Annotated in this window: 13 protein-coding genes; 9 read left to right on the top strand and 4 right to left on the bottom strand. The window is 68.9% G+C overall.

Annotated elements, in window-relative coordinates; all coding sequences use genetic code 11:
* Positions 1–8: 8 nt before the first annotated feature.
* Entirely contained in the window at positions 9–851 is an 843-nt protein-coding gene (locus ACVW00_RS08890; RefSeq protein WP_457110541.1) for a lysophospholipid acyltransferase family protein, read from the bottom strand.
* Between the two features lie 131 nt (positions 852–982).
* Between ACVW00_RS08890 and ACVW00_RS08885 the strand changes: the two genes are divergently transcribed.
* Together ACVW00_RS08885 and ACVW00_RS08880 are read left to right on the top strand one after the other, a co-directional pair.
* On the top strand, positions 983–1,750 hold the full coding sequence (locus tag ACVW00_RS08885; RefSeq protein WP_457110540.1) for an alpha/beta hydrolase: 768 nt from the start codon (positions 983–985) through the stop codon (positions 1,748–1,750).
* Positions 1,747–2,190, top strand: a complete 444-nt coding sequence (locus ACVW00_RS08880) for a hypothetical protein (RefSeq protein WP_457110539.1) — start codon at positions 1,747–1,749, stop codon at positions 2,188–2,190. Before ACVW00_RS08885 ends, ACVW00_RS08880 begins: the two co-directional genes overlap by 4 nt.
* Positions 2,191–2,222: 32 nt before the next feature.
* Here ACVW00_RS08880 and ACVW00_RS08875 read toward each other — a convergent pair whose 3' ends face one another.
* The 3 genes from ACVW00_RS08875 to ACVW00_RS08865 are packed head-to-tail and all read right to left on the bottom strand — an operon-like array spanning position 2,223 to position 4,283.
* Positions 2,223–2,618 carry a hypothetical protein gene (locus ACVW00_RS08875; RefSeq protein WP_457110538.1) on the bottom strand — a complete coding sequence of 132 codons (396 nt, stop codon included), beginning with the start codon at positions 2,616–2,618 and terminating at the stop codon, positions 2,223–2,225.
* On the bottom strand, positions 2,615–3,841 hold the full coding sequence (locus tag ACVW00_RS08870) for an ArsA family ATPase (protein ID WP_457110537.1): 1,227 nt from the start codon (positions 3,839–3,841) through the stop codon (positions 2,615–2,617). The genes ACVW00_RS08875 and ACVW00_RS08870 overlap by 4 nt, the downstream gene beginning before the upstream one ends.
* Before the next feature lie 7 nt (positions 3,842–3,848).
* Complete coding sequence (locus ACVW00_RS08865) at positions 3,849–4,283, bottom strand: SRPBCC family protein (protein ID WP_457110536.1); 435 nt, start codon at positions 4,281–4,283, stop codon at positions 3,849–3,851.
* A gap of 120 nt (positions 4,284–4,403) precedes the next feature.
* On the opposite strand from ACVW00_RS08865, the gene ACVW00_RS08860 reads away from it, so the two are divergent.
* The 7 genes from ACVW00_RS08860 to ACVW00_RS08830 all read left to right on the top strand — a co-directional run bounded on the left by ACVW00_RS08860 (position 4,404) and on the right by ACVW00_RS08830 (position 14,408).
* Positions 4,404–6,194 (top strand): AMP-dependent synthetase/ligase, encoded by a 1,791-nt coding sequence (locus ACVW00_RS08860; protein ID WP_457110535.1) that lies wholly within the window; start codon positions 4,404–4,406, stop codon positions 6,192–6,194.
* A gap of 274 nt (positions 6,195–6,468) precedes the next feature.
* Entirely contained in the window at positions 6,469–7,203 is a 735-nt protein-coding gene (gene cpaB / locus ACVW00_RS08855) for a Flp pilus assembly protein CpaB (RefSeq protein WP_457110534.1), read from the top strand.
* A gap of 29 nt (positions 7,204–7,232) precedes the next feature.
* Positions 7,233–8,423, top strand: a complete 1,191-nt coding sequence (locus tag ACVW00_RS08850) for a P-loop NTPase (protein ID WP_457110533.1) — start codon at positions 7,233–7,235, stop codon at positions 8,421–8,423.
* A gap of 12 nt (positions 8,424–8,435) precedes the next feature.
* Positions 8,436–10,019 (top strand): CpaF family protein, encoded by a 1,584-nt coding sequence (locus tag ACVW00_RS08845; RefSeq protein ID WP_457110532.1) that lies wholly within the window; start codon positions 8,436–8,438, stop codon positions 10,017–10,019.
* Entirely contained in the window at positions 10,016–11,965 is a 1,950-nt protein-coding gene (locus tag ACVW00_RS08840; RefSeq protein ID WP_457110531.1) for a type II secretion system F family protein, read from the top strand. The genes ACVW00_RS08845 and ACVW00_RS08840 overlap by 4 nt, the downstream gene beginning before the upstream one ends.
* Complete coding sequence (locus tag ACVW00_RS08835; protein WP_457110530.1) at positions 11,965–12,906, top strand: type II secretion system F family protein; 942 nt, start codon at positions 11,965–11,967, stop codon at positions 12,904–12,906. The genes ACVW00_RS08840 and ACVW00_RS08835 overlap by 1 nt, the downstream gene beginning before the upstream one ends.
* Positions 12,903–14,408, top strand: a complete 1,506-nt coding sequence (locus ACVW00_RS08830; RefSeq protein WP_457110529.1) for a sensor histidine kinase — start codon at positions 12,903–12,905, stop codon at positions 14,406–14,408. Before ACVW00_RS08835 ends, ACVW00_RS08830 begins: the two co-directional genes overlap by 4 nt.
* Positions 14,409–14,457 lie beyond the last annotated feature (49 nt).

The raw sequence follows: 14,457 nt of genomic DNA, 5'->3' as shown, positions 1-14,457 counted from the left end.
AGCGGAGCTCAGGAGGCCTTCGAGGCCGGCCCGGAGGGTGAGCCCTCGGACGCCTGGTCAACCTGGTCAGCCTGGTCAACCTGGTCAGGCTCCTCAGGCCCCTCCGTCGTGCCGGATGCCTCCTCCGCGGCGGCCGCCGCGGCCCGCTGGGCGGCCCGTGCTGCCGCCTCGGCCCGCTTGGACTCCTCCTTGGCGCGGGTGGCGTACATGTCGACGTAGTCCTGGCCGGAGAGCCGCATGATCTCGTACATGATCTCGTCGGTCACCGAGCGAAGGATGTAGCGGTCGCTCGCCAGGCCGTCGTACCGCTCGAAGTCCAGCGGCTTCCCGAACCTCACCACCGGTCGCGTGAACGTGCCGAACTTCTTGCCGGGCGGCGCGACGACGTCGGTGCCGACGACAGCGACCGGGATCACCGGCACGCCGGTCTCCAGGGCCAGCCGGGCGACGCCGGTCTTGCCGCGGTAGAGGCGGCCGTCGTGCGACCGGGTGCCCTCGGGGTAGATGCCGAAGAGCTCACCCTCGGCGAGCACGCGCTTGGCCGACGTCAGTGCGCCCTCGGCCGCCGAGGCGCCGGACCGGTCGATCGGCACCTGGCCCGCGCCGGAGAAGAACATCCGCTGGAACCAGCCCTTGATGCCGGGGGTGTTGAAGTACTCGGCCTTCGCCACGAAGGTGACCCGCCGAGGCAGCGTGAGGGGCATGAACAGCCAGTCGGCGTAGGAGAGGTGGTTGCTGGCGAGGATCGCGGGCCCGTCGGACGGGACGTTGTCGGCACCTTCCACCTGCGGGCGGAAGACCATGCGCAACAGCGGGCCGATCGCGATCCACTTCAGGAACCAGTAGAACAACCCAACCTCCTCCGTCCCCCGCACCCTAGCCCCTTCAGGGTGGCCATGAAACGATGAAGTCATCCGTGCCCAGTCCTTGGGCCGCACACTCCGACGCAGTCCCGTCGGCCCCCCTTCGAAGCGAGGTTCCGGTGGCACTGGCACCGCACGCAGACCCGTTCCACAGCGACGGCGTCGCCGACAGCTCGGGCCGTCGGATCGGTGTGCTGCTGAGCCACGGCTTCACCGGCTCGCCCGCCTCGATGGTGCCGTGGGGGCAGTACCTCGCCGAGAAGGGGTACGCCGTCTCGGTGCCGCTCCTGCCCGGTCACGGGACGACGTGGGAGGAGATGAACGGCACCACCTTCGACGACTGGTACTCCTCGCTCGAGGTGGAGTTCGAGAAGCTGCGGGCGAGCAGCGACGTCGTCGTGGTGGGCGGCCTGTCGATGGGCGCCTGCCTGGCTATCTGGCTCGCCGCCAGGCACCCCGAGGACGTCGCCGGCCTGGTCCTGGTGAACCCGGCGGTCGCGAGCACCAACAAGCAGCTGCTGGCCGTGCCGCTGCTCAAGTACGTCGTCAAGGGAATGCCGGCCATCGGCGACGACATCAAGAAGCCGGGGATCTCCGAGTACGCGTACCCGAAGACGCCGCTCAAGGCGCTCCACTCGATGGTTCGCGCCTGGAAGCAGGTCCGCGAGGACCTGCCCCGGGTGACCGCGCCCACGCTGCTGTTCCGGTCGGCCGACGACCACGTCGTCGACCCGTCGTCCGCGCGGATCATCCTGGGATCGATCTCCTCGCGCGACGTCGCCGAGACGGTGCTGCACAACAGCTACCACGTGGCGACGCTGGACAACGACGCCCCGCAGATCTTCGAGGAGTCGGCGGCGTTCATCCGGAGGGTCACCTCCCCTTGACCGGTCACGACGACGAAGGTGCCCGGCGGGCGCGCGAGGACGCCGAGTGGCAGTCGATCGTGGAGAACTACGGCGACCGTCCCGAGGTCGGGGCGAAGGCTCCCGAGCCGGCACCGGAGCCGGTCGTCGACCCCGCCATCTTCGAGATGCCGGCGGCCCTCGGACCACGGGCCTGGGAGCTCGACGACGAGGACGACCGGTTCGTGCCTCCGCCTGCGCCGCCGGTCCCCCGCCCCCACGGCCTGCGCCTGGCGGCCTGGCTCGGCCTCTTCGGCGTACCGGCGGGAGTGCTGCTGTGCATCGTGCTGCACGTCTCGCTGCCCTCGCCGCTCGGCTTCCTGGCGCTCGTGTGGTTCGTCGCGGGCTTCGGCTACCTCGTCGCCACGATGAACGGCCCGGAGGACCCCGGGGGCGGCTGGGACAACGGCGCCGTGGTCTGACTTCCGCCTAACGTCGACGCCGAGGGTCAGCGTCAAGACTCGTCCCAGTCGGTGTCGTCGAGGTCGATCTTCTCCACCGGGGACGCCTTGTCCGGCGGGACCTGCGTCGCGAGGAGTCCGGCAGCGGCGTGCATCAGCGAGCTCGCCGCCACGGCGAGGTGCTGCCTGACCTCCGGGCTCGTCGTCCGGACCGCGTGGATCACCTGGCAGACCGGGCAGTAGCGGCACTCCTCGGAGCCCGTGGCGATGTGCTCGTCGATCGCGTGCGCCGTCTCCGACATCGCGGCCGCGGCACCCGCGGCCGCTCCGGCATAGTCGGTGCCCTGGTCGCGGGCCCAGCCGGAGAGTGCCGCGAAGAGCTTCGCGGCCTCTTCGCCCACGCTGCCGATCGCCTCGCCGGGCCCGCCACCACCGGTTCCGTCGCTCACGGCTGCTGCTCCTCTCGGTCCGCGTGCAGGTGCGTCGTGGCCTGGTCGTCGTGCTCCATGCGGAACCTGACCTGCAGCGAACCCGAGCCCACGCGCGCACCGGTCACCGTGTGCCTGGCCAACGCCGTCGGCAGCGCCAGCAGCCGGCGGTAGGACCCGACGGTCACCACCAGCTCGTCGCCGTGCCGGGCGAGGTCGACGTCCTTCTTCTCCGCGAACGGCAGCGCGATGCGCAGCACCGCTCCGTCGTCGGTGCGGGAGATCGTCATCGGCCCTTCGCCGGCAGGCGTCGCGAGCGGGTCGGCTCCGTCGTACGCCGCCTCGGCGAACGCAGCGAGTGCCATCGTCCCGACGGGCTCACCGGCCTGGTAGTACGACGTCCAGATCGGCAGGTCGACGAAGGACTGGCGCACCTCGGTCAGCACCGACCGCTGCGCCGCGACCCACGACCCGCGCCACTCGTCGGCGCCCTCGGCGGGAAAGACCCTGTTCGCGATCACGCCGTCGACCCGGTAGCCGTAGAGGGAGAGGGTGGTCAGCGAGCGACGTGCCTCGGCCACCACCACCGTCTCCGGTGTGAGCACGAGGCGCACGCTGGCCTCCTTCTCGGTGAGGATGCCCTGCACCTCCTCGAGGTCGCGGTGCAGTCGCTCGACCGCCTCGAAGACGGAGTCCTCGGGCATCGGGACACCGGCAGCCCGGCTCAGCACGGGGCGCAGCGCCTTGACGACCCGCCGCTGGACGCCGAAGACACGGGTCATGTACCAGTTGAGGGCCTCCGGCAGGGCCAGCAGCCGCAGCGTCTCCGCGGTCGGAGCGCAGTCGACGATGATCACGTCCCACTTGCCCGAGAGCGCGTGCGTGCGCAGCTCCAGGAGCGCGAGCACCTCCTCGGCGCCGGGGATGACGGTGAGCTCCTCGGCGGTGATCGGGTCGACCCCGGCCGCGTCCAGCACCGACATCAGGTAGCCCTGGATGTCGCCCCACGACCGCTCGAAGCGGCGCTGGGCGTCGACCTGGTGGACCCAGAGGTTCTCCGCGACCGGCGTCGGCTCGATGCCGATCGGCTCACCGAACGCGTCGGCCAGGGAGTGGGCGGCGTCGGTGGAGAGCACCAGGGTCCGATCACCGCGTGCGGCAGCCAGGGCCGCAGTACCGGCAGCCGAGGTCGTCTTGCCAACCCCGCCCTTGCCCGTGAACAGGACGATCCGGGGCGAGCTCATCGAGGGCTCACCGCAGCGACTCGACGCGCTTCTTCAGCCCTTTGAGCGCGGTGTCGATGATCACCTTCTCCGCCTTCCGACGGAGCATCCCGATCATCGGGATGGCGAGGTCGACCGCGAGGCGGTACGTCACGTGGGTGCCGGCGCCCGAACCCGTGAGCTCGTAGGTGCCGTCCATGCCCCGCATCAGCTTGCCGTCGACCAGGTGCCAGTTGAGAGTGTGCGGACCGGCGTAGTCGTAGACGAGCGTGTACGCGTCCTTGACCCCGGCATCGAGCTCGAAGTGGACCTGCTCGGCACGGCCGTCGGCGGACTTCTGGACGACCTCGACCTTCTTCATCCCCTGGACCCAGGCCGGGTAGTCCTCGAAGTCGACGATCACCGCCATGACCTCGTCAGGGGTCGCATCGATGTCGATGCTCGAGGTCGTCTGTTCCGGCATGTCGACGAGGCTATCGGATCGGATTGGGCCGCTAGTACGGTGCAGGTGACAATTGACGTGCGCGTCACACGCCTCATCACGACCTCACATCCGAGCCGACCTCCCCGGACAAGGAGCAGCGTGCGCGAGTACTCCACCGCCCTGCAGGTCCAGGTGCCCTCCACGGGAAACCTCACCGACGACGTCGTGCACAACGGCACCGCGGACCCCGAGCGCGTCGCGTTCTCGCGCCGAACCAGCGGGGGCTGGATCGCGGTCACCGCCGGGGAGTTCCTCGAGGAGGTGCGCTCGGTGGCCAAGGGCCTCGTCGCGGCGGGCATCGAGGAGGGCGACCGGGTCGGGCTGCTGTCACGGACCCGCTACGAGTGGACGTTGTTCGACTACGCCATCTGGTTCGCCGGCGCCGTGACCGTCCCCATCTACGAGACCTCCAGCGCCGAGCAGATCGAGTGGATCCTCGAGGACTCCGGGGCCCGTGCCGTGGTCGCGGAGAGCGCGGACCACACGGGTCGGCTCAAGGAGGTGCGCGACCGGGTCACCGGCCTGCACCACGTGTGGTCGATCGAGGACAACGCCGTCGCGGTGCTCACCACGCTCGGGCAGGAGATCACCGACGAGGCACTGGAGGCCCGGCGTACGTCGGCCGGGCCGGACTCCCTGGCCACCCTGATCTACACCTCGGGGACGACGGGCAGGCCAAAGGGCTGCATGCTCACCCATGGCAACTTCATGTTCGAGCTGACCACGGCCGTCGACGAGCTGCATCGCCTCTTCGACGCCGAGGGCGCCTCGACGCTCCTCTTCCTGCCGCTGGCGCACGTGTTCGCCAGGATCATCCAGATCGGCTGCATCAAGGCACGAGTGCGGATGGGCCACTCCGCGGACATCAAGCACCTGCTCGACGACCTCGCCGTCTTCAAGCCGACCTTCATCCTCGCGGTGCCGCGCGTGTTCGAGAAGGTCTTCAACACGGCGTCGCAACGGGCCGTCGCGGACGGCAAGGGACGGATCTTCAACCGCGCCGCGGAGACGGCGATCGCGTGGTCGCGTGGGCAGGAGACCGGCAGGACCAGCGTCGTGGTGAAGGCACAGCACGCGCTCTTCGACCGGCTCGTGTACGCCCGGCTCCGTGAGGCGCTCGGCGGGCAGTGCGAGCATGCCGTCTCCGGCGGGGCCCCCCTGGGTGACCGGCTCGGCCACTTCTACCGCGGCATCGGCGTGAACGTGCTCGAGGGCTACGGACTCACCGAGACGACCGCCGCCCTGACGGCGAACCTTCCCGACGCGCAGAAGGTCGGCACCGTGGGCCGGCCGCTCCAGGGGACGACCGTTCGCGTGGCCGACGACGGCGAGCTGCTGTTCAAGGGCGGTCAGGTCTTCAACGGCTACTGGCACAACGACCGGGCCACCGAGGAGGCGATCGACCCGGACGGCTGGTTCCACACCGGCGACGTCGGCGAGGTGGACGACGAGGGCTTCGTGCGGATCACCGGCCGCAAGAAGGAGATCATCGTGACCGCCGGCGGCAAGAACGTCGCGCCGGCCGTGCTCGAGGACCGGCTCCGCGGGCACCTGCTCGTCGACCAGTGCATCGTCGTCGGCGACGGCCGGCCGTTCATCGGCGCGCTCGTGACGCTCGACCGGGACACGCTGCCGACCTGGGCCCAGCACCACGGCAAGTCCGGCGACCTCGACAAGCTCGTGGACGACCCGGACCTGCACGCGGAGATCGAGGCCGCGGTCGAGGACGCCAACAAGGCGGTCTCGAAGGCGGAGTCGATCCGCAAGTTCACCGTCCTCACCGACGAGTGGAGCGAGGAGGGTGGTCAGCTGACCCCCAGCCTCAAGCTGCGTCGCAACGTGGTGATGCGTGACTACGTCGACGAGGTCGAAGCACTTTACTCGCGCTGACGCAAAAGGGACGGAAATACGTCCGAAATTGCCGGAATTCGGTAGGGACCTAGGGCCCGCAGTAGTCAATTCGGGCCATCCCGCGCTTCCACAAGGGTCATGTACGGCGGACCCGAGTGCAGAGGGTCAGGCGATCGGGCAGAGTTTCCCGTGCACCGGCACCGGAGGGGGTGTCGGCCGAAATCATCGCGGTGCTCCCGTGCGCGGCTCCTCCTCTGGGCACCAACCCCGAGGCAGCCACCACTGAGGGCGTCGCCGAAGAAGGGGCCCGCTCATGGATCGCCGGAGAGTTCTGCTGGTCGTGGCGGCCGTCATCGCCGCACTGGGGACGTTGCTCGTGTTCCTCTATGTCCGCGGTGCGGACGACCGCGCCAACCAGAAGTACCACGCCGTCCAGGTCCTCAAGGCGGTGAAGCAGATCGACCCGGGCGAGACCGTCGCCACCGCACAGGCAGCCGGGAAGATCCAGAAGGCGGACGTGTCCGACGGTGACAGGCTGCCGGACGCGCTCAGCGACGTCTCCACCATCAGCGACCAGCTCGCCAAGACCACCATCTACCCGGGTGAGCAGATCGTGGCCAGCAAGTTCGGCCTCACCCCGGTCGCGACGAACGCGCTCGAGGTCCCGGACGGGAAGATCGCCGTCTCGATCAACCTCACGGACACGGCGCGCGTGGCCGGGTTCGTGAACCCCGGTGACAAGGTCGCGATCTTCATGAACTCCGGTGGCGGCGCGGGCCTCGGGTCGTTCACCCGCCTGCTGCTCAGTGAGGTCCAGGTGATTGCCGTGGGCACGACGACGGTCGTCTCGACGACAACGACTGACGCGACCGGAGCGCAGACCACGGAGCAGCTGCCCCGTACCCTGTTCACGTTGGGCGTCAGCCAGCCGGAGGCCCAGAAGATCCTGTTCGCGGCCGGCAACGGGGAGCTCGCCTTCGCCAAGCTCGGGAAGAACTCCAAGCTCGTTCCCGACCCCGGGGCCAACGCCGACAACCTGTTCAAGTGAGCCAGACCGCCCTCTCGAAAGGTCCCTAGATGCCAGTCCTCGTCGAGAACGACGCCGCCTGGGCGAGCGCACTCGCCGCCGGTTTGCCCGCGGGCACGCAGGTCGTGGGCAGCATCGCGCAGCTCGACAACTGGCTGGCCAAGCAGGACGACGAGTACGCCGTGGTGCTCGGCCCGAACACCAACCTCGACGAGGCCGTCGAGCTCGCCGAGCGGCTGCGTTACGAGCACCCGACGACCGGCATCGTGCTGCTGCGCCACGAGCTGTCCTCCGCCGTGTTCCAGAAGGCCATGGGGGCCGGCATCCCCGCCGTCGTCGCCGCCAACGACGTCGACGGGCTGACCGCCGCAGTGAGCCGGACCCGGGTCACCTGGGAGGCGATCCGGGGACCCATGGATGCGAAGGGCGATCGGAACGGCACCGTCATCACCGTGTTCTCGCCGAAGGGTGGCGTAGGGAAGACCACGGTCGCGGTGAACATCGCCGTCGCCCTCAGCGGCACGGGAGCGGCCCGGGTCTGCCTGGTGGACCTCGATCTCGCCTTCGGCGACGTCGCGATCACGCTCCAGCTGATCCCCGAGCACACGATCGCCGAAGCCGTCGGGACCGAGGAGCATCTCGACTTCAGCCTCCTCGAGACGCTCCTGACCCGTCACGAGAACTGCTCGATCCTGGCGGCACCGACCCATCCCGAGGGGAAGGACCGGGTCTCGCCCGCCCTGATCCGCCGGATCCTGCGGGTGCTGCGCCGCCACTTCGACTACATCATCATCGACACCTCCCCCTCGTTCGACGACCAGGTCCTGCACGCCTTCGACGAGACGGACGAGTGCATCCTGGTGGCGACTCTCGACGTGCCGACCGTGAAGAACATGAAGGTGGCGATCGAGACCCTCGACGGGCTCGACCTCGTGCGCGGCCACCGGCACCTGCTTCTCAACCGGGCCGACGACGAGGTCGGGCTTTCCCCGGCGAACGTCGAGACGCTCCTCAAGATGCCGGTCGCGACTGCACTGCCGACGGCGCTCGCGGTGGCTAACGCGACGAACCACGGGCGGCCGATCGTGCTCAGCCGGCCCGAGCACCCGGTCAGCAAGGCGCTCGTTCGCCTCGCGACATCGTTGAGCAATGAGACCAAGAACGGGAAGTCGGCCAACTCGGCCGGGGGGACGCCAATCGAGACCGACAAGCGCCGGGTCTTCGGGCGGCGAAGGAAGTGACTGGGGTGGGACATGAGCGATTTCTCTGACCGGCTCGCCGAGCTGATGCGCGGTGCGGCTGCTTCGGCGGACGAGAGCGAACCAGCGGGTCAGCCCGCGGAAGCAGGTGGCGCCGTGCCCGTGCCGGTCCCGCCGCCACCCCCCGCGCCCGCGGCGGTGGCAGAGCCAGCACCGGTGACACCGCTGTCGGCACCGACTGTCTCCGCGCCCGATGCCTCACAGGCGAGCACCGGGAGTCATCGCGACGCCGTGGCGACCAGCCAGCAGCCGACCGCACAGGTCCGGGTCGCCTCAGGAGTGCCGGCCAAGAGGGGACCCAACAAGGGCCGCTTCGACGACCTCAAGGAGAGCGTCCACGAGGAGCTGCTCGTCCAGCTGGGGCCGAAGCTGTACGACGCGAACCTGAGCCCCTCGGAGCTCGAGTCGATGGTCCGGCAGGCTCTCGCCGACGTGATGGCGGCCAGCGACCGGCCGCTGACCAGCACCGACCGCCAGCGGATCACCCAGGAGATCGCCGACGACATCCTCGGCTACGGCCCGATCGAGCCCTACCTGCGCGACGACACGGTGTCGGAGGTCATGGTCAACGGACCCTTCGACATCTGGCTCGAGCGCAAGGGCCGACTGACCAGGGTGGACGCCAAGTTCAACGACGAGGCGCACCTGCGCCGCACCATCGACAAGATCGTCTCGCGCATCGGTCGTCGCATCGACGAGTCCTCGCCGATGGTCGACGCGCGACTCCCCGACGGCAGCCGCGTGAACGCCGTGGTGCCGCCGCTCGCGGTCGACGGCAGCTCGCTCACGATCCGCAAGTTCTCCCGCGACCCGCTCACGGCGGAGGACCTGATCAACTTCGGCACGATGTCCAGCAAGACCGCCGACTTCCTCGACGCCTGCGTGCGGGGGCGGCTCAACATCGTGGTCTCCGGCGGTACGGGAGCCGGCAAGACGACCACGTTGAACGTGCTCTCCTCGTTCATCCCCGGCGACGAGCGCATCGTCACCATCGAGGATGCCGCCGAGCTGCAGCTCAAGCAGGAGCACGTGGTGCGGCTCGAGTCGAGGCCGTCGAACATCGAGGGCAAGGGCGAGGTCACCATCCGCGACCTCGTCAAGAACTCGCTGCGCATGCGCCCCGACCGGATCGTGGTCGGCGAAGTCCGCGACGCGTCCGCGCTCGACATGCTGCAGGCGATGAACACCGGCCACGACGGCTCCATCTGTACCGTCCACTCCAACGGGCCTCGCGACACGCTCGCCCGCCTCGAGACGCTGGTGCTGATGGCCGGCATGGACCTGCCGATGCGCGCGATCCGCGAGCAGGTCGCCTCGGCCGTCGACGTGATCGTGCACCAGGCACGCCTCAAGGACGGCACCCGCCGCATCACGCACGTGACCGAGGTCGAGCGCATGGAGGGCGACGTGATCACCCTCCAGGACGTCTTCCTGTTCGACAATGCAGCAGGGTTCGACGTCGAGGGTCGCAGCCTCGGCACGCTCAAGGCCACCGGCCTGCGTCCGAAGTTCCTCGACAAGATGGCCTTCGCCAACGTCACGGTGGACCCGCGCATCTTCGCTCCGGAGTCGCTGTGACCACGTGGCTTGGGCGCTCGTCGATCTTGGGCGTTCTCGCGCTCGGTCTTCTCGGCTTCGCGAGTCCGGCTCAAGCTGCCGACGATGCGACGATCGACCACGCCGAGCACTCCAAGGGCCAGGTCCAACTGCTGGTCTCGGTGCCCGGCGACGCGGACGTCGACCTCAGCACCGTTTCGGTGACGTTCGACGGGGTGGAGGTCGACGCAACGGCCCAGACCGCTGCCAACACCAACGAGGTCCAGCGCACCACTGTGCTCGCGATCGACACGAGCAACAGCATGAAGGGCGACCGGATCACGGAGGCGAAGGCCGCGGCCCTCACCTACCTCGACACGGTCCCTGCCAACGTGCAGATCGGCATCGTCACGTTCGACAACGACGTCACGGTGCGCCAGCAGCCCAGCCTGGACCGGAACGCCTCGCGCACCGTGATCAACGGGCTGGCACTGAAGCAGAACACCGCCCTCTACGAAGGCGTGAAGACGGCTATCACGACAACCGGTACGACCGGTCAACGCCAGGTGCTCGTGCTCTCCGACGGCCAGGACAACACCAAGGCAGCGCTCGCTCCGGTCATCGACGCGATCACGAAGGCGAAGGTCAAGGTCGACGTCGTGTCGCTGGAGCAGGGCGCCAACGCGCCCCAGCCGTTGACCGACATGGCGAATGCGAGTGGCGGCACGGTGATCTCGGCCGATGCGAGCGCTCTGTCGACGGCGTTCTCGAGCGAGGCTGACGTCCTCGCACGACAGGTCCTGGTGACAGCGACGGTTCCTGCCGGCCAGAAGGCCACTGACGCCACCGTTGCGGTCAGCCTGGACTCCGGCGGCGAGACGCACACGGGTTCGGCGTACGTGACGGTGGCCTCGGGTGACGCCCCGGCAAAGGGCGGCACCGATCCGTTCGGCACCAAACCAGCGGCATCGACGTCGCCGCTCGATATCCCCAAGGTGGCGGTGTACGCCGCCATCACCGCGATCGGCGTCGGCGTGATCGGCCTGTTCGGAGCGGTGGTCATGGGCGGAGGCAAGGAGAAGAAGCCCGCCCTGGCGCAACAGCTCCAGCTCTACAGCTCGAGCGCGGAGGGGGCACGGATCTCCCGCGCCAAGATCGAGCAGGCCGCCAACGCCAATACCAGTTCCCTCGGCGTGCAGGCACGTCAGGCAGCCGAGAAGGCGCTCGCCAACAACGCGGGTTTCGAAGCCCGGATCGCGACTCGGCTCGAAGGCGCCGGAATGGCGCTCAAGGCGTCGGAGTGGCTGCTGCTGCACATCGGCATCGGCTTCGGCCTCGGCCTGCTCGGACTACTGCTCACCGGGGGGAACCCGCTCGGCCTGGTCATCGGGCTTGTGCTCGGCGCTGTCGGCCCGTGGCTCTACCTGTCGCTGAAGCGGTCTCGCCGACTGAAGGCCTTTGATTCGGGGCTTGCGGACAGCTTGCAACTGATGTCGGGCAGCCTGTCGGCCGGCCTCTCCCTCGCTCAGTCGCTGGACACGATCGTGCGTGAGGGACAGGAACCGATCACCTCGGAGTTCAAGCGAGTCATCGTCGAGAGCCGGCTCGGAGTCGGGCTGGAGGACGCCCTCGAGGGTGTGGCGGAGCGGATGCAGAGCCTCGACTTCAAGTGGGTGGTGATGGCCATCCGGATCCAGCGTGAGGTCGGGGGCAACCTCGCAGAACTGCTGAACACCGTAGCTGCCACGCTCCGCGAGCGAGAGTTCCTCCGCCGGCACGTGAAGGCGTTGTCGGCCGAAGGCCGGCTTTCGTGCTGGATCCTGGGCGGGCTCCCTCCTGTGTTCCTGCTGTACCTGACGCTGGCAAAGCCCACCTACGTCCACCCGCTGTACAGCACCTTGATCGGAGGCATCATGCTCGGCGTGATGACCGTGCTCCTCAGCATCGGGATCTTCTGGATGAGCAAGGTTGCGAAGGTGGACGTCTGATGAGCGGCGCGGTCATGCTCGCGGGGGTCGCACTGATCTTCGTTGCCTTGGTCGTATTCATCGCCGCCGTCGCGCTCTCACCGCGCGGCGAGGTGGGCGTGAACCGGTCGATGGCCGTCCTCGAGGCCCTCACCGCGGCGCCCAAGGAGATGAAGAAGGAGCTGGAGGCGCCCTTCGGGGACCGCGTCCTGACGCCACTCCTGGAGAGGGCGCAGGGCCTCGGCCGGCGATTGACGCCGGCCGACGCCAACGAGCGGATCCACCACAAGCTGGAGCTCGCGGGCAACCCGCCGGGGTGGACGGCAGACCGGGTCAGTGCCGGCAAGGTCGTCGGCTTCTTTGCGGCCGTGATGATCTCGCTGCTGGTGGCGCTTGCGGTCGGGATGCCCCTGCTGCCGACGCTTGGCTTCGTGGTGGGCGCATCGGTTGCCGGCTACATGGCCCCGAACTTCTACCTCTACCAGCGTGCGTACGACCGGGCCGCAGTGATGCAGAAGGCCCTTCCCGACGCGATCGACCTGCTGACGATCTCCGTCGAGTCGGGTCTTGGCTTCGACGCCGCGGTGGCGCAGGTGGCCCGCAACACCGAAGGTCCCCTCGCCGAGGAGTTCGCGCGCATGCTCAAGGAGATGCAGATCGGTCGCGGACGCTCCGAGGCGCTGCGCTCGATGGCCGAGCGGACCAACCTGCCCGACCTGAGAGGCTTCGTCGGCGCGATGGTGCAGGCCGACGCCTTCGGCATCCCGGTCGGTCAGGTGCTGCGCGTCCAGTCGTCCGAGATCAGGGTGAAGAGACGGCAATGGGCAGAGGAGAAGGCACAGAAGGTCCCGGTGAAGATCCTGATCCCGCTGATCTTCTGCATCCTCCCGTGCCTGTTCATCGCGGTGCTCGGCCCGGCCGCCATCACGATCGTGAACAACTTCAGCGGCCGTCTGGGATGAACGATGTCCGCCGGGTAGCCGTGGCGGCCCGGGTGTTTGCTCTCGCGGTCATCTTCTCCACGGCAACAGTCGGTGACGTCAGCACGGACGGTGTCTGGTTCGTGCTCGGCATCGCCGCTTTCGCCGAGGTCCTGTCGGCGTGTCAGGTCCTGCGCGAGGGACCGATTGCCGTCGTCGAGGGTGCGCTCGCGGCAGCAGCAGCCTCGGTCAGCTTTCCGTCGAACGAAGCAGCCCTGCCGTACCTGGCCACAGCGGCACTGATCGCAGGGATCTTCGGAGGCATCCGCTGGTCGGGGATCGTGCTGGCGGCAGAGGCCGCGGCGATCGTGGCGGTCAGCTGGGTGCTCATCGGCAGCTACGACGCCGATCTCGCCGCCGGCGCCGTCACCTGGTTGACCACAGGTCTGGGGCTCGGACTCCTGGGCAGCTTCACCCGGCACAACATCACGCGCTCAGGCGTGGACGCGACCTATCGCAGCGCCCTCGAGCTGATCAAGCAATTGCACGCCCTGTCCGGCCGACTCACCTCGGGCCTCGACCCGGTCGACCTCGCAGACCAGGCGCTCGCCGCCCTGGCCGAGGAGATCGTGGTCCGTCGCGCTGTCGTCGCGGTCCGCGGGATGTCAGGCGACTTCACGCCGTTGCGCTACTCCGACGGGGCCATCCCTTTCGCCGTCGAGGACGCCGACGACCTCCTCTACCGGTGCTGGCAGACGCGGCGCCCGGTCCTCAGCACCTCCCGGATCGCTTTACCACTCCTCGCCGACACCGAACGGGTCGCGGTGGTTCTCGCCGACTGCCCGGCACAACCGGACAAGCGATCCGTCGAGCGGGCAATGGAACGGCTCGACGCACACGCGGTGCGCTTGAACGCGGCGCTGCTGTTCACGAGCGTGCGCGAGTCGGCGACGAGCGAGGAGCGAATGCGGCTCGCTCGCGAGGTGCATGACGGCGTCGCGCAGGACGTCGCATCGCTGGGCTACCTGATCGACAACGTTGCCGTGAGCGCGACGGATCCGGACCAGGTCGCGGACGTGGCCCGGCTCCGCAAGGAGGTCAGCCGCGTCGTCGCCGAGCTGCGGAACTCCGTCTTCGACCTCCGCAACGAGGTCGGGACCACGCAGGGGCTGGGCCAGAGCGTTGCGTCCTTCGCCCGGCACATCGGCTCGCACTCGCACCTCACCGTCCACGTCACCCTGGACGAGTCGACGGTCCGGCTCCGGCCGCGGGTGGAGGCCGAGCTGCTGCGGATCGCCCAAGAGGCGATCAACAACGTGCGAAGGCACTCGGGCGGTCGGAACCTCTGGGTCGACTGCCGGGTCCAACCGCCGCGAGCGCAGATCGCCGTCGTCGACGACGGCGACGGCCTGGGGGTCGGCCGCGAGGACTCCCACGGCCTCAAGATCATGCGGGAGCGCGCGGACAGGATCGGCGCCGAGCTCGTCATCGAGTCGCCCGCGCACGAGGGACGAGGCACCCGAGTGTGCGTCCGGCTCGACTGATCCAAACCCCACGTCAGCCGACGGCAGCCAGTACTCTGCCAAGACAGGA

The sequence above is a fragment of the Marmoricola sp. URHA0025 HA25 genome, assembly GCF_054059435.1.
Note: the sequence above shows the minus strand (reverse complement) of the source record. Positions and strands in the feature narration are given on the sequence as shown.